Origin of the sequence: Streptomyces sp. NPDC059373, assembly GCF_042751495.1 — a bacterium.
Classification (GTDB): Bacteria; Actinomycetota; Actinomycetes; order Streptomycetales; family Streptomycetaceae; genus Actinacidiphila.
The window spans coordinates 33231-52900 of the sequence record NZ_JBHYXC010000045.1 but is presented as its reverse complement, the minus strand read 5'-3'; the positions used below and the strand labels follow the sequence as shown (position 1 = coordinate 52900).

16 protein-coding genes and 1 tRNA gene are annotated in these 19670 nt (G+C 71.9%); 12 read left to right on the top strand and 5 right to left on the bottom strand.

The window, feature by feature from the left end; genetic code table 11:
- Positions 1–507: 507 nt before the first annotated feature.
- Positions 508–2904, bottom strand: a complete 2397-nt coding sequence (locus tag ACFXJ5_RS35360) for an SCO7613 C-terminal domain-containing membrane protein (protein WP_384640598.1) — start codon at positions 2902–2904, stop codon at positions 508–510.
- A 79-nt stretch (positions 2905–2983) separates the two neighbouring features.
- Here ACFXJ5_RS35360 and ACFXJ5_RS35355 point away from each other — a divergent pair, with 79 nt between their 5' ends.
- Positions 2984–3454, top strand: coding sequence for an SRPBCC family protein (locus ACFXJ5_RS35355; RefSeq protein ID WP_384640595.1), 471 nt, complete (start codon positions 2984–2986; stop codon positions 3452–3454).
- A gap of 38 nt (positions 3455–3492) precedes the next feature.
- Positions 3493–3564, top strand: a tRNA-Val gene (locus ACFXJ5_RS35350).
- Between the two features lie 233 nt (positions 3565–3797).
- Here the strand turns inward: ACFXJ5_RS35350 and ACFXJ5_RS35345 are convergent.
- Positions 3798–4550: an exonuclease domain-containing protein gene (locus ACFXJ5_RS35345; protein WP_384640604.1), complete on the bottom strand. Its 753-nt coding sequence runs from the start codon at positions 4548–4550 to the stop codon at positions 3798–3800.
- Between the two features lie 208 nt (positions 4551–4758).
- Between ACFXJ5_RS35345 and ACFXJ5_RS35340 the strand changes: the two genes are divergently transcribed.
- Positions 4759–5334 (top strand): DUF4365 domain-containing protein, encoded by a 576-nt coding sequence (locus ACFXJ5_RS35340; RefSeq protein ID WP_384640592.1) that lies wholly within the window; start codon positions 4759–4761, stop codon positions 5332–5334.
- The gene (locus ACFXJ5_RS35335) at positions 5331–6512 is read left to right on the top strand and encodes a hypothetical protein (protein ID WP_384640589.1); all 1182 of its coding nucleotides are present in this window, start codon (positions 5331–5333) and stop codon (positions 6510–6512) included. The genes ACFXJ5_RS35340 and ACFXJ5_RS35335 overlap by 4 nt, the downstream gene beginning before the upstream one ends.
- Positions 6513–6550: 38 nt before the next feature.
- Here the strand turns inward: ACFXJ5_RS35335 and ACFXJ5_RS35330 are convergent, their stop codons facing one another.
- On the bottom strand, positions 6551–7060 hold the full coding sequence (locus ACFXJ5_RS35330) for a DUF2231 domain-containing protein (RefSeq protein WP_384640586.1): 510 nt from the start codon (positions 7058–7060) through the stop codon (positions 6551–6553).
- A 233-nt stretch (positions 7061–7293) separates the two neighbouring features.
- Here ACFXJ5_RS35330 and thrS point away from each other — a divergent pair, with 233 nt between their 5' ends.
- Positions 7294–9276 (top strand): threonine--tRNA ligase, encoded by a 1983-nt coding sequence (thrS, locus tag ACFXJ5_RS35325; RefSeq protein ID WP_384640583.1) that lies wholly within the window; start codon positions 7294–7296, stop codon positions 9274–9276.
- Between the two features lie 71 nt (positions 9277–9347).
- Positions 9348–9908 (top strand): HIT family protein, encoded by a 561-nt coding sequence (locus ACFXJ5_RS35320; RefSeq protein ID WP_384640580.1) that lies wholly within the window; start codon positions 9348–9350, stop codon positions 9906–9908.
- 6 nt (positions 9909–9914) lie between these two features.
- On the opposite strand, the gene ACFXJ5_RS35315 is transcribed toward ACFXJ5_RS35320, so the two are convergent.
- A complete protein-coding gene (locus tag ACFXJ5_RS35315; protein WP_384640577.1) occupies positions 9915–11654 on the bottom strand; it encodes a hypothetical protein in 1740 nt (579 codons plus the stop codon).
- 168 nt (positions 11655–11822) lie between these two features.
- Positions 11823–14039: an elongation factor G-like protein EF-G2 gene (locus ACFXJ5_RS35310; RefSeq protein WP_384640575.1), complete on the bottom strand. Its 2217-nt coding sequence runs from the start codon at positions 14037–14039 to the stop codon at positions 11823–11825.
- 268 nt (positions 14040–14307) lie between these two features.
- On the opposite strand from ACFXJ5_RS35310, the gene pgsA reads away from it, so the two are divergent.
- The 6 genes from pgsA (at position 14308) to pdxT (ending at position 19663) form a co-directional block, all read left to right on the top strand.
- The gene (gene pgsA, locus ACFXJ5_RS35305; protein ID WP_384640572.1) at positions 14308–14976 is read left to right on the top strand and encodes a phosphatidylinositol phosphate synthase; all 669 of its coding nucleotides are present in this window, start codon (positions 14308–14310) and stop codon (positions 14974–14976) included.
- Positions 14973–15884 carry a phosphatidylinositol mannoside acyltransferase gene (locus ACFXJ5_RS35300; RefSeq protein ID WP_384640569.1) on the top strand — a complete coding sequence of 304 codons (912 nt, stop codon included), beginning with the start codon at positions 14973–14975 and terminating at the stop codon, positions 15882–15884. The genes pgsA and ACFXJ5_RS35300 overlap by 4 nt, the downstream gene beginning before the upstream one ends.
- On the top strand, positions 15881–17041 hold the full coding sequence (locus ACFXJ5_RS35295; protein ID WP_384640566.1) for a glycosyltransferase family 4 protein: 1161 nt from the start codon (positions 15881–15883) through the stop codon (positions 17039–17041). The genes ACFXJ5_RS35300 and ACFXJ5_RS35295 overlap by 4 nt, the downstream gene beginning before the upstream one ends.
- A gap of 333 nt (positions 17042–17374) precedes the next feature.
- Complete coding sequence (locus ACFXJ5_RS35290; protein WP_384640563.1) at positions 17375–17929, top strand: hypothetical protein; 555 nt, start codon at positions 17375–17377, stop codon at positions 17927–17929.
- A 102-nt stretch (positions 17930–18031) separates the two neighbouring features.
- On the top strand, positions 18032–18946 hold the full coding sequence (pdxS, locus tag ACFXJ5_RS35285; RefSeq protein ID WP_384640560.1) for a pyridoxal 5'-phosphate synthase lyase subunit PdxS: 915 nt from the start codon (positions 18032–18034) through the stop codon (positions 18944–18946).
- A gap of 90 nt (positions 18947–19036) precedes the next feature.
- Positions 19037–19663, top strand: coding sequence for a pyridoxal 5'-phosphate synthase glutaminase subunit PdxT (pdxT, locus tag ACFXJ5_RS35280; RefSeq protein ID WP_384640557.1), 627 nt, complete (start codon positions 19037–19039; stop codon positions 19661–19663).
- Positions 19664–19670 lie beyond the last annotated feature (7 nt).

The following is a 19670-nucleotide window of genomic DNA, read 5'->3' as shown; positions in this document are numbered from 1 at the left end:
GAGAGCACTTCGTTCACACCGAAGGGGTCACTGGTTCGATCCCAGTATCGCCCACCCCGGTCCGAGGGCCCGGTAGCCGAGAGGCTTCCGGGCCCTCGGCGTTTCCGCCGCCCGAGGCGGCGGAAGGTGACGGTCCGTTACGGGTGGCGGAAAAACGCACTGACAACACCGACAAGACGGACTTTCAGGAATACGGCGATTTCCGGACGAAGTTCAACCCCCGCGCCGCCGGGGGAAATACGCCGGACGTCTTCCAGAACTCCGCGGTATTCCTGCGCCCCTATGGCGAAAGAATCTTCCCCGCGTTCTCAACTCCCAGGTCACGGCCAGGAATCCGAGCCTCGGGGGGCGCTGCCCACCGGGTTGCCGGCTTCAGCCCGTCCGGCGTTTGAGGACACTCCCCCGGAGGGGGCACCCCCAGAAGGGCGTTAGGGGGTCCAGGGGGCTTGCCCCCTGGTTTCGGGAAGGGGCGGGGTGGGGGAGGGACCCGTCCGGCACCGCCGGAAGCTAGCGCAGGCGGCCGAGTAGATCGCGTACGCGGCGCACATCCCGGAGCCGTTGCTCGTACGTGGCGCCGACGGCGAGAAGGAGGACGCCCGCGAGGGCGAGGGGGAGCCAGCGGGGGAGGGCGCCGACGACCTGGGCGACGAGGGGGGCGAGTTCGTGGAGGGCGTCGAGGGCGAGGGCTGCGCCGCCCAGCAGGAGGGGGGCCTGAAGGCGGTGCCGGGCGCCGAGCAGGGTGACCGCCAGCGCGCCGCAGCCGAGGAGGAGGGGCCGGGGCCAGGCGGAGTCGGTCCAGGTGGCGAGGAGGCTCGGGACGAGGGTGGCGGCGAGGCCGGGAGCGTAGGCGGCCCAGGAGGAGGCGGACGCGTCGCGCCGCCGGCGCAGGAAGCCGACCCCGAGAGCCGCGACGCTCACGGGCAGGGCGTAAGCCTCCGGCACCGTCACGTCGGAGGCGGCCAGCCGCACCCAGGAGGCGGCCACCATCAGGACCACCGCCACGTACCCGGCGAGCGGCCGCCGGTCGGCGCGCAGGGCGACCGCCGCCGCCAGCACACCGGCCAGGGCGAGTACGAGCGCCGACACCGCCGCGTCGCCGGCCGCCAGGGCGAGGGCGATGGCGAGCCCCGCCGCCGCGTACCCGGCGTACTCCAGTGCCGGGGCCCGCAGTGCGAACGCGAGCCCGACAGCCCCCGCCGCGACGCCGAGCACCACCAACGAGGCGCCGTACGCCGGCCACCTCGCCGCCGCCGGGGCCGCCCAGCCGAGCCCCGCCGCACAGGCGACCGCAGCTGCCCCGCCGACCGCCCGGGCTTCCGGCGCGGTACGGACGACGGCGGTAGCGGCGAACGCCACCAGCAGGATCCCGAGGACCGCGAAGGTCACCGGCCACGTGGCGAGCCCCCAGGCCACGGCGGTCACCGCGAGCACGACGGCGCAGCCCAGAGACGTACGGCCGGGCACCAGGAGCAGCACCGCCACCACCGCCACCCGCAGCAACACGGCCACCGCGAACGGCAGACCGAGCGCCGACGGCAGCACGGCCGCCGCGATCGCGCCCAGCGCCAGGGCACCCAGGCGCGCCGTAGGCACCGGCACCGGGGCCGGTATCAGCAGCACCAGCGCGAGCACCACCGGCACCACCACCGCCGGGGCCGGCCCGAACCACTGCCCGGTGAACACCCCGACGGCCAGACCGGGCAGCGCCCAGAGCAGCGCCAACCCGTGGAAGACGCCCGTAGCGATTCCGAGGCCCCCGGCCATGGCGCGCGGCAGCGCATCGCGTACGTACGCGACGGCGACCGCCCCCAGCAGCCCGGCCGCGCACAGCAGATAGCCCGGGACCGTCCAGTCGTCTCCCACCGCCACCCGTACGATCCCGCCGAACGCCGCGACCCCCGCGAGCCCGGCCACCGCCGACAGCAGCGTCACGGCCCACCCGGGTGCCCGGAACGCCCGCGGCGAACAGACCGCCGCCGCCACCGCCGCCCCCGCCAGCAGCAGGCCCGCCGCCCGCGCCGCGCCGCCGAAATCACCGGCGTCCACCGAGAGCACGAGGGCGACCAGCAGCCCGGCGAGCCCCGTGACGGCGCCCACGACCGCCGCCGTCACCCGCAGCGCACGCGCGCCGACGGCAGCATCCAGCGCCGCCGTCACCACCAGCGCGGCGCTCACCTCGTACGGCGAGCCGTACGCGACCGCCAAGGTGGGCAGGGGGAGTTGGGCCAGCAGCAGCGCTGCCGGCGCGGGCAGGGCAAGCCGCCGAACCAGCGGCAGCTGCCCGTAGACCGCCCACGCCGCGCTGACCAGCGCGATCGAGACGGCCGCGTAGCGCGGCCCGTCCACGCCGGGCAGAGCAGCGCGCCGGATCGCGTACGCGTCGAGGAGCAGCAGGACGAGGCCGACGCAGGCCACCACCTCACCGGTGGCGTTGAGCGCCCGCCGCACCAGGAGGGCCGGGACGGACACCACGGCCGCGGTCAGCGCGCCGAGCACGACGGCCCGGCCGCCGATGCCGAGGTGACCCCAGCTGACCACCGTGAACGCGATCGCGGCGACCGCGAGCAGCACTCCGCCCAGCGACAGCAGCAGATTCTGCGCCGTCCGCGGTGAGGTCTCGCGCGCTGCCACCGGCCCCCATCCGGCGGTCACCGGCATCGGCATCGGCGCCGGCCGCGCCGCCGCCAGCAGTTGCACCCGCCGCCCGAGCAACCGCCCGCGCTCGGCGTCCAGCCCGGCCAGCGCGGCGTCGATCCCACGCACCTCGGCCACCAGATCACCCGTGAGCGGCAGCGCGCAGCGCGGGCAGACCACGAACGACCCCGGCTCCGACCCCTGCCCCGGCACGTACCAGCCACAGGCGGGACAGCGCTCGGGCGGCGGCGGTGGCTGCGTTGAGTCCATGCCCGGAGTGTGCTGCGGCCCACAACATGCCGCATGGGGTGCGCTACTCAGATCCGCCCTGAGTACGCACACTGGCCCCATGGACTGGTGCCAGTACCGCTTTCGCAGCTCATGGGACGTCGACGCCGGGCCCGATGCCGTCTACCGCGTCCTGGAACGCCCCGACGAATACCCCACCTGGTGGCCCCAGGTGCGCGAGGTCCGCCGCACCGGGGAGACCACCGGCACGCTGCGCTTCCGCTCGGCGCTGCCGTACGACCTCTTCGTCACCGCTCACGCCACCCGCCAGGACCCGCAGGCCCGGGTCCTGGAAGTGGCCTTGTACGGCGACCTGGAGGGCTGGGTCCGCTGGACGATCCTCCGGAACGGCGCCGATGGCGGCGCCCCCACGCACCTCGTCTTCGAGGAGGACGTGATCGTCAACAAGCCCCTGATGCGCCGCCTCGCCCTCCCCTGCCGGCCGCTCTTCCGCGCCAACCACGCCCTGATGATTCGCCAGGGCCGTCGCGGCCTGCGCGCCCGCCTGGCCACCGCCCCGGATGCCGTTTGAACGCACTGCCCGTTGCCCTGTATTGTTCTGGTCGTCCCGGGCGATTAGCTCAGCGGGAGAGCACTTCGTTCACACCGAAGGGGTCACTGGTTCGATCCCAGTATCGCCCACGAGCACGAGGCGAGTCGTGTCCGCACACAGCGCGGACGGGACTCGCCCTCGTCGTTTTGCGCGGCTTCGCCGTGCTCGGCTGGGGCTCCGCCAACCGCACCCCGCACCCCCGGCCACCGGGGTGGCCCTTCGCGGAGTGAGTCACCCGGCAAGGAATCACCACGCCGGAGAGGCCGGTCCGTCACGACCGACCGGCCTCTCCGTACAGCCGCATAGACGGATGCGTACGTGCTCACGCCGCGGGCTCGGCCGGCACCGCGCCCGGCAGCGGCTCCGGGCGCAGCGGCCATGCCGGGTCCACGCGCTCGCCGGTGCCGTTGCGCGAGAACCAGGCCTGGAGTCCGCGGGCCTGGCCGGCGTGCCAGACGGCCTGGCGGGCGTGGAGCTCGCCGGGCGGCATGCCGCCTATCCGCCCATCGAAGCGCCGCCCCACCTCCCGGACCAGGTGGAGGGAGGCGGCCGCGTCGGCGGCGGCGTCGTGGGCGTCGGTGAGCGGCACGCCGTAGTGGGCGCACAGGTCGGTGAGGGTGCGGCGGCCCTTGCGGTAGCGGTCGAGGTACTTGTCGAGGACGCGGGGGTCGAGGACGTAGAGCGGCGCGTGTGCCATGTACCGGGCCAGCTCGGTGCCCCGGTGGCGGCGCAACTCGCGGTCCAGCAGGGTGAGATCGAAGGGCGCGTTCATCACGACCAGCGGCACCCCGGCCGCCGACTGCCGGGCCAGCGACCGGGCCAACTCCTCCACGACGGGCCCCGGCCGGCTGCCGTACCGCCGCAAGTGGTCGTCGGTCAGGCCGTGAACGGCGCGCGCCCCGTCCGGGACCGGCACGCCGGGGTTCACCAGCCAGTTCCTGGCGTGGAGTTGGCCGCAGGGGGAATCCTGGAGGACCAGGGCGGCGGAGACGATGCGGTCGGCCTCCACGTCCACGCCGGTGGTCTCGGTGTCGAAGGCGGCGAGCGGTCCGTCGTACCAGCGCGGCTGCGGCATGACGTACTCCCGTACGGGCGAAGGGAATTGAGGAAGGGTGAGGGAGCGCCAGGCGGCCGGCGCGACCACCGCCCTTCACAGTACGTACCCGTGACACGCCGTCACTGAACCGTAACTGTTTCCGAAACATCGCTGGTGGGGATGAATACAAGAGACGGGGGAAGACCAGCAGGACCGACGAACGACGGTCGGAAAGGCACGGAGAGCGATGGCGATCGCGCAGCCCGAATCGGGCGGGCTGCTGCCCGAGCGGACCGCACCGCTGCTGCGCGGGGCGCTCGCCACCACCAGCTGCATGGAGACCCTGCAGGTGGGTTATCTGCACGCGGTCGCCGCCGCGGCGGGTTGCTCGCTCGCCCAGCCCTTCCCCGACTACGGCATCGACTGGCACATCAGTCACAGCGCCCGTGGCGCCGGCCACGCGGTCGATGACGAGGTCACCATAAAGGTCCAGCTCAAGTGCACTTACCAGGTCGCCCCGCACCCCGCGGGTCCCACCTTCGCCTTCACGCTCGACAACGAGCACCTGGTGAAGCTGGCCCGCACCCCGGTGTCGGTGCACAAGATCCTGGTGGTGATGCTCGTGCCGCGTACGCCGGAGGAGTGGCTGCGTGCCAGCCACGACCGTCTGGAGCTGCGGCACTGCTGCTACTGGATCAACCTGGCCGGCCACCCGGTGACCGGCCGGCGCAGGACCACCGTGCGGATACCCACCGCGCGGATCTTCGACGACCGCGCCCTCTGCGAGATCATGACGCGGGTCGGGGCGGGAGGGAGGCCATGATGGACCGGCTGGACCGCTCTGCCGAGGACTTCGAGCTGCCCGACCCCGAGAGAGTCGACCCCGCCGTCCTCACCGCGCTGCTCACCCGGCACGGCTGGCAGCGGCGCGGCGGCGCCCACGGCCGCTACACCCGCTGGACACCACCCGGGGACACCGGCACCAGCCTCCTGGTGCCCGCGCCCCAGAACAACGGCCGGCACGCGGACTACGCCGACCTCCTCGGCGAGGCCCTGACCGCGCTGGCCCGCAGTGGCGCGCCCTCGGCCCGCGAAGTGCTCACCGCCCTGTCCGTCCCCGGGGACGAGATCCGCTGGATCCGCGACATGCCCCGGATCGCCGACGCCGTGCCCTGGCCCGCCGCCGGGCAGCTGCGCTCGGCCGCCCGCGCCATGCTCATGGCCGCCGCCCGCGCCGAACGCGGCCCCGCCGGGTACTTCGGTGAGCGGCACGGGCGCTTCGCCACCGCGTTCCTGGAGCAGGTTCTCGTCGGGCCCTCGCCCGGCGGCCATCTGCTCACCGCGTACGCGCCGGCCCCCGACGGCCGGGCGGTCGTCACGACGCTGCTACGCGCGTTGCAGGCCACCCGGGACGCGGTGGACTACCAGCGCACCACCGGCGGCATGGAGGCTTTCGACGCCGCCGTCGGCCTGGGCGTCTGCCATGAGCTCACCGAGTCGCTGGTCCGGCTGGTCCGAGGCGCCGAGGGCGTCGCCGTGGCGCTCGCGTGGTCGCCCGCCTCCGGCCCGCCGGCGGGTTTCGCGGCGCGGCCCGAGCCCGTCGAGTTCTCGCCTGGCGACCTCCCGGCCCTGGAGGCCGCCGGCGTCCGTTACGTCAGCGAGGAGCCCTCCGTACACGTCCGTGTCACCGGCACCGTCGTCCGGCTGCGCCGTCCCCGCCCCTCCGGCGGTGGCACCATCCGGCTGCGGGTCCTGGCCGGGGCCGACGTCCGCCAGGTCCGCGTCCGGCTCGACGAGGACGCGTACCGCATCGCCGCCCACGCCCACCTGGTCGGCCTCCCGGTCCGGGTCACCGGCCGCCTCGAAGCCCGCAGCGGTTTCCGCCGTATCACCCAGCCGAGCGCGGTCACGCCGGTCCATGTCGACGAGGCCGAGCGGGACCGCCTGCTCAAATCCCTCCAGGGAGGAATCGAGACGTTCGAGGACGCGTGCGGCGGCTGAAGCCGTCGGACGCGTCCTCGCGGCGGGTCAGCCGCGGGTCAGCCGTGCTGCACGGCGGACTTGGAGTAGTTGTCCTGCCATGCCGCCTTGGCGCCCGAGTCCCCGATCCGGTAGACGTCGATCACCGCGCCGACCGAGACGACGAGGCAGGCGCCCAGGACGGCGTACCTGACCAGTGCCGAGGTGGGCCAGGTGCGGGTCTGCCCGCCTTCGGTGGCAGCCGCCCGGCGGGTCGCCCACCACACGAGGACCGACAGCAGGAAGAGGCCTATGGCCCAGGGCAGCATCCCGTCGCCCAGGTCGGCGTGCTTCCGGATCAGGGGGTCGGTGCCGACGTGCGACTCCAGCCATTCGCCGGCGTGGGTGGCCAGGGGGACGCTCGCGAGCGTCACCAAGCCCAGGACCGGCAGCAGCACGCCGAGTTTCCGGGCGCTTCTGGGCCAGGCCGCGCAGACGACGAGCGCCAGCGCGAGCAGGGGCACGAATACGATCACGAAGTGCACGAACAGCACGTGCGCAGGAAGTCCGTTGATGACGGTGAGACTCAAGAGTCCTTCTCCACGATGATATGGGGGGATCATGCCCGGGCAGCGGGCCTGCCAGGGCAGAGAGCGCGGTCAGACTGGCACAGGAACTTCTCAGGCACCTCTGAGCGGTGCTGGTGTCCCGTCCGCATCAGCGGCACCGCGTATCGCTTCGCGGTGCGGTCGCCCGGCTCGGTACGATTCAGCGGTGCAGCATCCGCTGCGGAGCCAGTGGGACATACGTCAGGAGAGAACCGGTGTCAGACGTCCGTGTGATCATCAAACGCGATTCCGATGAGCGGGAAGAGCGGGTGGTCACGCCGGGGACGACTGCCGGTGAGCTGTTCGGCGGCGACCGCAGCATCGTCGCCGCTCGCGTCGGCGGTCAGTTGAAGGACCTCGCGTACCAGGTCGCCGACGGCGACGAGACCGAGCCCGTCCTGATCAGCAGCGAGGACGGCCTCAACATCCTGCGCCACTCCACCGCGCATGTGATGGCCCAGGCCGTGCAGGAGCTCTTCCCGCAGGCCAAGCTCGGCATCGGCCCGCCGGTCAAGGACGGCTTCTACTACGACTTCGACGTCGAGAAGCCCTTCCACCCCGATGACCTCAAGAACATCGAGAAGAAGATGCAGGAGATCATCAAGCGCGGCCAGCGCTTCTCCCGCCGTGTCGTCACCGACGAGGACGCCCGCGAGGAGCTCGCCGCCGAGCCGTACAAGCTGGAGCTGATCGGTCTCAAGGGCTCCGCCGGCGATGCCGCCGAGGGCGCGTCCGCCGAGGTCGGCGCGGGCGAGCTGACGATCTACGACAACCTCGACCCGAAGACCGGCGAGCTGTGCTGGAAGGACCTCTGCCGGGGTCCCCACCTGCCCACCACCCGCAACATCCCGGCCTTCAAGCTGATGCGCAACGCCGCCGCCTACTGGCGCGGCAGCGAGAAGAACCCGACGCTGCAGCGCATCTACGGCACCGCGTGGCCGTCCAAGGACGAGCTCAAGGCCCACCTGGACTTCCTCGCCGAGGCCGAGAAGCGCGACCACCGCAAGCTCGGCTCCGAGCTGGACCTGTTCTCCATCCCGGAGGACATCGGCTCCGGGCTGGCCGTCTTCCACCCGCGCGGCGGCATCATCCGCCGCACCATGGAGGACTACTCGCGCAAGCGCCACGACGAGGCGGGGTACGAGTTCGTTTACACCCCGCACGCCACCAAGGGGAAGCTCTTCGAGAAGTCCGGCCACCTGGACTGGTACGCCGACGGCATGTACCCGCCCATGCAGCTCGACGAGGGCGTGGACTACTACCTCAAGCCCATGAACTGCCCCATGCACAACCTGATCTTCGACGCCCGGGGCCGGTCCTACCGCGAACTGCCGCTGCGGCTCTTCGAGTTCGGCACCGTCTACCGGTACGAGAAGTCGGGCGTCGTCCACGGCCTGACCCGGGCCCGCGGCTTCACCCAGGACGACGCGCACATCTACTGCACCAAGGAGCAGATGGCCGAGGAGCTCGACAGCCTCCTCACCTTCGTGCTGAACCTGCTGCGCGACTACGGCCTGGAGGACTTCTACCTCGAGCTGTCCACCAAGGACCCGGAGAAGTTCATCGGCTCGGACGAGAACTGGGAAGAGGCGACCGAGACCCTGCGCAAGGCCGCCGAGAAGCAGGGCCTCGACCTGGTCATGGACCCCGGCGGCGCCGCCTTCTACGGCCCGAAGATCTCCGTCCAGACCAAGGACGCCATCGGCCGCACCTGGCAGATGTCGACCATCCAGGTCGACTTCAACCTGCCCGACCGCTTCGACCTGGAGTACACCGCCTCCGACGGCACCAAGCAGCGCCCGGTCATGATCCACCGCGCCCTTTTCGGCTCCATCGAACGGTTCTTCGCGGTCCTCCTGGAGCACTACGCGGGTGCCTTCCCGGCGTGGCTGGCCCCGGTGCAGGCGGTCGGCATCCCGATCGGCGACGCGCATGTGCCCTACCTGCAGGAGTTCGCCGTCAAGGCCAAGGCGAAGGGGCTGCGCTTCGAGGTCGACGCGTCCTCGGACCGCATGCAGAAGAAGATCCGCAACGCGCAGAAGAGCAAGGTCCCGTACATGGTGATCGCCGGTGACGAGGACATCGCCAACGGCGCGGTCTCCTTCCGCTACCGCGACGGCTCGCAGAAGAACGGAATCCCGGTCGAGGACGCCCTCGCCGAGATCGCCAAGGCCGTCGAGGACCGCGTGCAGGTCTGAGCGCCGTAACGGCACGTTGAAGGGCCCCGGGGGAGCAGCCCCGGGGCCCTTCAACGTCCGCCGGAAGTCATATGCTGGCCCGCATGACGAGTGAGCCGGAGCAGCAGATCGGCGTGGGGACTCAGGACGCGTTTCAGCGGCTGTGGACGCCCCACCGGATGGCGTACATCCAGGGCGAGAACAAGCCCACCGGCCCGGGCGCCGAAGACGGCTGCCCGTTCTGCGCGATCCCGGCCAAGAGCGACGAGGACGGCCTGGTCATCGCGCGCGGGGAGACGGTGTACGCGGTGCTGAACCTCTACCCGTACAACGGCGGCCACCTGATGGTGGTCCCCTACCGCCATGTCGCCGACTACACGGACCTGGACCAGGCGGAGACGATCGAGCTGGCGGAGTTCACCAAGCGGGCGATGACCGCGCTGCGGGCCGCCTCCGGGGCGCACGGGTTCAACATCGGCATGAACCAGGGCACGGTGGCCGGCGCCGGGATCGCCGCCCACCTGCACCAGCATGTCGTGCCCCGGTGGGGCGGGGACACGAACTTCATGCCGGTCATCGCCCACACCAAGGTGCTGCCGCAGCTGCTCGCGGACACCCGCAAGATGCTCGCCGACGCCTGGCCGGCCGCGTAGGGAGCCTTACGCGTCGTAGACGTCGGCCCGGATCGGGTCGGCGCCCTGGACGAGGTTGCTGAGCAGGGTTGAGCGGCCGGTGAACTTCTCGGTGTCGACGCCGTGCTCCTCCAGGACCTGGATCGCGGCGGCGTGCACCGCGCGCAGCACCGGGGTGGCGGCGCGCAGCGCGTCATCGGCCATGAAGCGGTGCTTCCAGGGCTTGTCGGCCCAGGTGTGGCGCAGCCCGAAGGGCTCGGGGAGGACCACCTTGCCGCCGAGGAAGTCCAGCAGCGGCGGGTACCAGGTGAGCGGGGCGCGGGCGGCGAGCCGGACGACGTCGTCGCTCGTGAGCAGCGGCACCGGGACCTTCTTGGTCTCCCAGAACTTGACGGACTTGGCGACCTCCTTCTCCGAGGGCTCCGGCGCGGTGGTGAACAGGGAGTGCACCGGGCCGAGTGCGTGCCCGGTCACCTCCACCCGCAGGGTGCTCGCCAGGACGGTGACCGTGACCATGAAGGTGATCACCAACTGGCCGCCGTTCAGGATGAGCTGGACGCCCAGGTAGTGACGGTTGCCCGCACCGATCTGCTGCTCGTTGCAGATCCGCTGGATCTCGAAGTCCTTGACGGTGAAGCCCTCGACCTCGGCGCCGGTCGGCCGGACGACCTTCTTCGCCCCGGGGCCTATCGCGCCGACGACCCAGTGCCGTATCGACAGCTTCGAGAACCCGCCGGTGTGCAGCGGGCCGCGCTCCAGCTCGCGCAGCCGGCCGTGGATCGCCTTGATCACGTCCCAGCTGCGGAAGCCGTGGATCTCGGCCATGCCGGCGCGCGGCACCAGCTCCTCGGCCAGGCTCCAGCTGGCCCAGCGGGCGCCCATCCCGAGGAGCCCCTTGGGCCCGGCGTAGAAGACGATGTTGCTCTGCTGCTCCTGGGAGAGCCTGGCCAGGTTCTGCCGCAGCTGCTCGGCCCGGGTCTCGTTGGGGTTGCGGGGCACCGCCTCGGGGATCTTGGCGCCGACACCGGAGCCCGACACCAGGCCCGCCCAGCGGTCCCGCAGGTCAAGGGCCGTACGCTCGCAGATCCGCTTCGCCCAGAACCAGCCCAGCACCGGGGCGAGCATCATCACCCGCAGGTACTGCTGCCAGAAGCCGGTCAGCGGCGGATTGACCACGAACAGCACCGCGAGGAAGCCGACGACCAGCAGCACGATCCCGCCGAGCACTCCGGCGGTCGTGCCCTTCTCACCGCTCTTCTCGCGGGTCTTCTCGATGGTGCTGCGCAGCTGGAAGGCCCCGAACCAGATCAGCACGCCGGGCAGGAAGAGCAGCCCGAACAGGGCGGTCACCAGAGTCAGTCTGGCGTCCCGTTCCTGGCGTATCCGGTTGGCGGCGAGACAGTGCTCGACGACAGTCTGCGGCTCGGCGCCGAAGGACTGGATGAGCTCGTTGCGGGCGCCGCCCAGCATCCGTACCTGGACCGCACGGGCGAAGGCCTCCCCGAGCCGTGGTTCCAGGAGGGAGAGCTTGCCCTTCTTGAACTGGGTGGGCGTGGCCGCTATCCGGTCCGCCTCCGGCTTGTCCGCGTCCAGCGCGACGAACTTCTCGACCGTGTGGTCCTTCTCGTCGCGGTACGCGGCCGACGCGAGCGCCTGTGTCGCGGCGGTCTGGCCGTCGGTGCCGGTGAGCGGGACCTGCGCCCCGGGGCTCAGAAAGTCGAACTCCGAGCTGGCGAACCCTGAGAGACCAGCCACTACCGCCCCCATCCATGCACGCCGACAGGCGAGTTGCCCGCCCGGCCCATTCCCCGTCGGCGGACCAGGCACACCTTCTGATCTGCCCACACAGCGTATATGCGCAGCACGCGGCGCGTCAGCGGCCCGGCGCATGAGGCCTGTTCACGCGCCGGGCCGCCAACGGAGCGCGCCCACCCACTACTTGGCGGCCGCCTCCTGCTGGCGCAGCTTCGTCGCGAGCTGCGGCGGCATCGGCTCGTGCCGGGCGTACTCGCGGCTGTAGCGCCCGGTGCCGTGGGACAGCGACCGCAGGTCCACCGCGTAGCGGCCGATCTCGATCTCCGGAACCTCGGCCCGTACGAGCGTGCGTCCCGGCCCGGCGGGCTCGGTGCCCAGGACCCGGCCCCGGCGCCCGGACAGATCGCTCATCACCGAGCCCACGTACTCGTCGGAGACCAGCACCTTGATCTCGGAGACCGGTTCGAGGAGGTGGATACGGGCCTCGGCGGCCGCCTCCCGCAGGGCGAGCGCGCCCGCCGTCTGGAAGGCGGCGTCGGAGGAGTCCACCGAATGCGCCTTGCCGTCGGTGAGGGTGACCCGGATGTCGACCACCGGGAAGCCGAGCGCGACCCCCCGGGCGGCCTGGGTGCGGATGCCCTTCTCCACCGAGGGGATGAACTGCCGTGGCACCGCGCCGCCGACGACCTTGTCGACGAACTCGATGCCGGACCCGACCGGCAGCGGCTCGACCTCGATCTCGCAGATGGCGTACTGGCCGTGGCCACCGGACTGCTTGACGTGCCGGCCGCGCGCGGCGGTCCGGTCGCCGAAGGTCTCCCGGAGCGACACCTTGTGCGGCACGCCGTCGACCTGGACCCCGTAACGGCTGCGCAGCCGCTCCAGGGCCACGTCGACATGGGCCTCGCCCAGGCACCACAGCACCACCTGGCGCGTGTCGGGGTTCTGCTCCAGCCGCATCGTCGGATCCTCGGCGACCAGCCGGGACAGGCCCACCGACAGCTTGTCCTCGTCCGCCTTGCTGTGCGCCTCGATGGCGACCGGCAGCAGCGGCTCGGGCATCACCCAGGGCTCCATCAGCAGCGGGTCGTCCTTGGCGGACAGCGTGTCGCCGGTCTCGGCGCGGCCGAGCTTGGCGACACAGACCAGGTCGCCGGCGATCGCATGCGGCACAGTGCGCTGCTGCTTGCCGAAGGGCGAGGACAGCGCCCCGATCCGCTCGTCGACGTCGTGGTCCTCATGACCCCGGTCCTCCAGACCGTGCCCGGACACATGCACCGTCTCGTCCGGCCGCAGCGTGCCGGAGAACACCCGCACCAGGCTGATCCGGCCGACGTACGGGTCGGACGAGGTCTTCACCACCTCTGCCGCGAGCGGCCCGTCCGGATCGCAGGTCAGCGGCGCGCGCGGCTTGCCCTGCGGGGTGGTGACGGGCGGCACCTCGCGCTCCAGCGGGGTGGGGAAGCCGCCGGTGATCAGCTCCAGCAGCTCCACGGTGCCGATGCCCTGCTTGCAGCCCTCGGCGGCCGGTGCGGCGGCGAGCACCGGATGGAACGAACCGCGCGCCACGGCCCGCTCCAGGTCCTGGATGAGGGTCTTGAGGTCCAGCTCCTCGCCGCCGAGGTAGCGCTCCATGAGGGTCTCGTCCTCGCTCTCGGCGATGATCCCCTCGATGAGCCGGTTACGGGCCTCGTCGAGCCGCGCCAGCTGCCCGGGGTCCGGGTCGCTCTCGGCGCGCTCGCCGGAGGAGTAGTCGAAGACCCGCCGGGTCAGCAGCCCGGTCAGCCCAGTGACCGGCGCATGGCCGTCCGGGCTCTCCTCGCCGTGCAGCGGCAGGTAGAGCGGGAGCACGGTCTCCGGGGAGTCGCCGCCGAGGACCTCGCGGCAGGCCTCCGTCATGTCGTCGAAGTCGGCCCGCGCCGACTCCAGGTGCGTGATGACGACCGCGCGCGGCATGCCGACCGCCGCGCACTCGTCCCACACCATGCGGGTGGCCCCGGACAGGGTCTCCCGGCCCTCTGCCGCCGAGACGACGAAAAGGGCCGCGTCCGCTGCCCGCAGACCGGCCCTGAGCTCCCCGACGAAGTCGGCGTATCCGGGAGTGTCCAGGATATTGACCTTGATACCGCCCCATTCCACCGGTACGAGTGACAGCTGTACCGAGCGTTGCTGGCGGTGTTCGATCTCGTCGTGGTCGGAGACCGTGGTCCCGTCGGCCACATGTCCGGCGCGGTTCACCGCACCTGTGGCCAGGGCCAGCGCCTCGACCAGTGTCGTCTTTCCCGAACCGCTGTGGCCGACCAGCACCACGTTCCGAATGTCGTCGGGCCGTCGGGCCTGGCCGGCCGCCGGTGCCCTTCCGGCGGCTCCTGGATTTGTCTGGTTCCTGTCGCCCATGTGTGCCTCGCCTCCCGGTCGTGTACGCGCTCGCGCTCGTACGGGCACGTCTCGGGACGCCACGGGAGACCGCTCAGGGCGGCCTCTTCGACGCCCGCGGTAATTCGACCTTCCCACGCCCGTCACGGTGCGTCCATACGTCGTACGTGCGCGGGGAAATCCCGGAAGGGCGGCAGCCGCACGCATTCGGCGCAGCGCGGCTGGCTACGATGGGCCAGCCGGTGGCCGACGGGGCCGCGCGGCGAACCCACCGACCTCCGGGAAGGCCATGCTGAACAAGTACGCGCGTGCTTTCTTCACGCGTGTTCTCACGCCGTTCGCCGCGTTTCTGCTGCGCCTGGGTGTGAGCCCCGACGCGGTGACCCTGATCGGCACCGGGGGAGTGATGGCGGGCGCGCTGGTCTTCTACCCCAGGGGGGAGTTCTTCTGGGGCACGGTGGTGATCACCCTGTTCGTCTTCTCCGACCTGGTGGACGGCAACATGGCCCGCCAGGCCGGCGTCTCCAGCCGCTGGGGCGCCTTCCTCGACTCCACCCTCGACCGGGTCGCCGACGCCGCGATCTTCGGCGGCCTGGCGCTCTGGTACGCGGGCGGCGGCGACGACCTCGTCCTGTGCGCGGTGACCATCTTCTGCCTGGCCAGCGGCCAGGTCGTGTCGTACACCAAGGCGCGCGGCGAGAGCATCGGCCTGCCGGTCAAGGTCAACGGCCTGGTCGAGCGCGCCGAGCGGCTGGTCATCTCGCTGGTCGCCTGCGGCCTGTCCGGGCTGCACAAGTTCGGCGTCCCCGGCATCCAGTACCTGCTGCCCGCCGCCCTGTGGATCGTGGCCGCCGGCAGCCTGGTCACCCTCGCCCAGCGCGTCGTCACCGTACGCCGCGAGGCCTTCGAGGCCGACGCGGCGGCGGCCCGGGACCCGGAAGGGAGCGGGGCGGCGTGAAGGAGCAGCTGACCGACACCCTCTACGGAGCCGGCTGGGGCGCCGTCAAGCGCCTCCCGGAGCCGGTGGCGAACCGGCTCGGGCGGGACATCGCCGACCTGGCCTGGCGGCGGCGCGGCAAGGGCGTGGCCCGGCTGGAGTCGAACCTGCGCCGGATCGTGCCGGACGCCGACGAGGAGCGGCTCCGCGGGCTGTCCCGGGCCGGCATGCGCTCGTACCTGCGCTACTGGATGGAGTCCTTCCGGCTCCCCGCCTGGAGCAAGGACCGCGTCCGCGACGGCTTCGACCCCAAGGACGTCCACTACCTCACCGACGGCCTCGCCTCCGACCGCGGAGTCATACTCGCCCTCCCGCACATGGGCAACTGGGACCTGGCCGGCGCCTGGGTCACCACCAAGCTGGAAACCCCCTTCACCACCGTCGCCGAACGCCTCAAGCCCGAGTCTCTCTACGACCGCTTCGTCGCCTACCGCGAGAGCCTGGGCATGGAGGTCCTGCCGCACGAGGGCGGCGCCGCCTTCGGCACCCTCGCCCGGCGCCTGCGGGCCGGCGGGCTGGTCTGCCTGGTCGCCGACCGCGACCTGTCCTCCTCCGGCGTCGAGGTGGACTTCTTCGGCTCCGCCACCCGCATGCCGGCCGGCTCCGCGCTGCTGGCCCAGCAGACCGGCGCGCTGCTGCTGCCGGTCACCCTCTGGTACGACGACTCGCCCGTCATGCGGGGCCAGGTCCACGCGCCCATCGAGGTGCCCGAGCACGGCTCCCGTACGGAGAAGACCTCCGTCATGACCCAGGCCCTGGCCGACGTCTTCGCCGCGGGCATCGCCGAGCACCCCGAGGACTGGCACATGCTCCAGCGGCTCTGGCTCGTCGACCTCGACTCTGATCGCTCCGGAACGGAGAAGCCTTGAGGATCGGGATCGTCTGCCCGTACTCGTGGGACGTCCCAGGTGGCGTCCAGTTCCACATCCGTGACCTCGCCGAGCATCTGATCAAGCTCGGCCACGAGGTCTCCGTCCTCGCCCCCGCCGACGACGAGACCCCGCTGCCGCCCTACGTCGTCTCCGCCGGCCGCGCCGTCCCCGTCCCGTACAACGGCTCGGTCGCCCGCCTCAACTTCGGCTTCCTGTCGGCCGCGCGGGTGCGGCGCTGGCTGCACGACGGCGCCTTCGAGGTCATCCACATCCACGAGCCCACCTCGCCCTCCCTCGGCCTGCTGGCCTGCTGGGCGGCCCAGGGGCCGATCGTCGCGACCTTCCACACCTCCAACCCGCGCTCCCGGGCCATGATCGCCGCGTACCCGATCCTCCAGCCCGCCCTGGAGAAGATCAGCGCCCGCATCGCCGTGAGCGAGTACGCCCGGCGCACGCTGGTCGAGCACCTGGGCGGCGACGCCGTCGTCATCCCGAACGGCGTCGACGTCGGCTTCTTCGCCGACGCCGAGCCCAACCCCGACTGGCAGGGGAACACGATCGGCTTCATCGGCCGCATCGACGAGCCCCGCAAGGGCCTGCCCACGCTGATGCGCGCCCTGCCGAAGATCCTCGCCGAGCGGCCCGGCGTCCGGTTGCTGGTCGCCGGCCGGGGCGACGAGGAGGAGGCCGTCGAGGACCTTCCGGCCGCCATGCGCGACCGCGTCCAGTTCCTCGGCATGGTCAGCGACCAGGACAAGGCCCGCCTCCTGCGCAGCGTCGACCTCTACGTCGCCCCCAACACCGGCGGCGAATCCTTCGGCATCATCCTCGTCGAGGCCATGTCCGCCGGCGCGGCCGTCCTCGCCAGCGACCTCGACGCCTTCCGCCAGGTCCTCGACGGCGGCTCCGCCGGCGACCTCTTCCCCGTCGAGGACGCCGACGCCCTCGCCGCCTCCGCCCTCCGTCTCCTCGCCGACCCCGCCCGCCTCTCCGAACTCCGCGAGCTCGGCAGCCGCCACGTCCGCCGCTTCGACTGGTCCACCGTCGGCGCGGACATCCTCTCCGTCTACGAGACGGTCACCGCCGGCGCGGCCCACGTCGCCGAGGACGAACGCGTCTCGCTCCGCGCCCGCTTCGGCCTGGCCCGCGACTGACGGGGCGGGGCTCCGCCCCCGTGCCCCCGCGTTGTGGGTGGCCCGTTCCGAGGCGAGCGGAGCGAGGTGGGGGCACCTCCCGGCGTCTAGTGCCCCTCCCGGCAAGCTTTGCCCTGTCGCGCCGCCCAGCACGCACGCTCGCGGCGTTGGCCAAAAGCCCTGGTAGCTCCGCTACAAGGACTTGCGGCCGCCTTGCGATCGCACGCACCGGACGACGCTCCTTGACGGGCAAACATTGCCGGTCACGGCACTAGCTGGGGGAGGACGGCCTACCCCCAACCTCGTCGGGGGCCAGGGGGTGAAGCCCCCGGTCGGTGCGGGCCGCAGGTAGCCTTGCCCGCCGTGACCACCTTCATCTGGGTCGCGGTAGCGATCATCGCCGTGGGCCTGTACCTGAGCTGGACCGCGGGCCGCCTGGACCGCCTGCACGCCCGCATCGACGCGGCCCGCGCCGCGCTGGACGCACAACTGCTGCGCCGAGCCTCCGTGGCGCAGGAGTTGGCCACGGCAGGCGTACTGGACCCGGCCGCGAGCATCGTGCTGTACGAGGCCGCGCACGCCGCACGCCAGGCCGAGGTCGAGCAGCGCGAGGTGGCGGAGAGCGAGCTGAGCCAGGCGCTGCGGGCGGTGTTCGCGGAACCGGACGCGGTGGAGGCCGTACGGGAGGCCCCCGGCGGGGCGGAGGCGGAGCGGGAGTTGACGCGGGCCGTGCGCCGGGTGCCCATGGCGCGCCGCTTTCACAACGACTCCGTACGCGCGGCCCGCGCCCTGCGCCGGCACCGTGCGGTCCGCTGGTTCCGGCTCGCCGGGCACGCCCCGTCGCCGGCGACCTTCGAGATGGACGACGAGCCGCCGGCCCTGCTCACCGCCGACGGTTCAGGCCACTGACGACGGATTGGCCCTTTTCCGGTCCACTTCGTACAGGCGAGGATGAGGGTGCAGGAGCAGTAGCGACTGCGAGCCACTACTCAGTCTTCCAGTGAGGTCCCCGTGTCCAGCACGTCCTTCAGCAGCACCCAGACTCCCGAGACCGGCACCGCCCGTGTCAAGCGCGGCATGGCCGAGCAGCTCAAGGGCGGCGTGATCATGGACGTCGTCAACGCCGAACAGGCGAAGATCGCCGAGGACGCGGGCGCAGTCGCGGTCATGGCGCTGGAGCGGGTCCCCGCCGACATCCGCAAGGACGGCGGAGTGGCACGCATGTCGGACCCGAACATGATCGAAGAGATCATCGACGCCGTCTCGATCCCGGTCATGGCCAAGTCCCGCATCGGCCACCTCGTCGAGGCCCAGGTCCTCCAGGCCCTCGGCGTCGACTACATCGACGAGTCCGAGGTCCTCACCCCGGCCGACGAGGTCAACCACAGCGACAAGTGGGCCTTCACCACCCCCTTCGTCTGCGGTGCCACCAACCTGGGCGAGGCCCTGCGCCGCATTGCCGAGGGCGCCGCCATGATCCGCTCCAAGGGCGAGGCCGGCACCGGCAACGTCGTCGAGGCGGTCCGCCACCTCCGCCAGATCAAGAACGAGATCGCCCGGCTCCGCGGCTACGACAACAACGAGCTGTACGCCGCCGCCAAGGAGCTGCGCGCCCCGTACGAGATCGTCAAGGAGGTCGCCGAGCTCGGCAAGCTCCCGGTCGTGCTGTTCTCCGCCGGTGGCGTGGCCACCCCCGCCGACGCCGCGCTGATGCGCCAGCTCGGCGCCGAGGGCGTCTTCGTCGGCTCCGGCATCTTCAAGTCCGGTGACCCGGCCAAGCGCGCCGCCGCGATCGTGAAGGCCACCACCTTCTACGACGACCCGAAGATCATCGCGGACGCGTCCCGCAACCTCGGCGAGGCCATGGTCGGCATCAACTGCGACACCCTGCCCGAGACCGAGCGGTACGCCAACCGCGGCTGGTAACCACCGGCAGACGCACCATTGATGGGCAGGCCGCGACGGCCTGCCCATCCGCCGTAGAACCGCAGAACCCATCGGAGAGGTCCGCACCCCGTGTCCAGCAGCACTCTCCCCCTGCCTTCGGCCGGGGCACCCCCAACCATCGGCGTCCTCGCTCTCCAGGGCGACGTACGCGAGCATCTGGCCGCCCTCGCCGGGGCCGGTGCGCAGGCGCAGCCCGTGCGCCGTGCGGAGGAACTGGCCGACATCGACGGCCTGGTGATCCCCGGCGGCGAGTCCACCACCATGTCCAAGCTCGCGGTGATCTTCGGCCTGCTGGAGCCGCTCCGGGAGCGCATCCGCGGTGGCATGCCCGCGTACGGATCCTGCGCCGGCATGATCATGCTCGCGGACAAGATCCTGGACGGCCGAGCCGACCAGGAGACCATCGGCGGCATCGACATGATCGTGCGCCGCAACGCCTTCGGGCGGCAGAACGAGTCCTTCGAGGCAGCCGTCGAGGTCACCGGCGTCGACGGCGGTCCGGTCCAGGGTGTCTTCATCCGCGCACCCTGGGTCGAGTCCACCGGCAGCGAGGTCGAGACCCTGGCCCGGCTCGACGACGGTACGGTCGTCGCCGTACGCCAGGGCCGTCTGCTCGCCACGTCCTTCCACCCGGAGCTGACGGGCGACCACCGGGTGCACCGGTTGTTCACCGACATGGTGCGCGCCGCACGCTGATGGGATC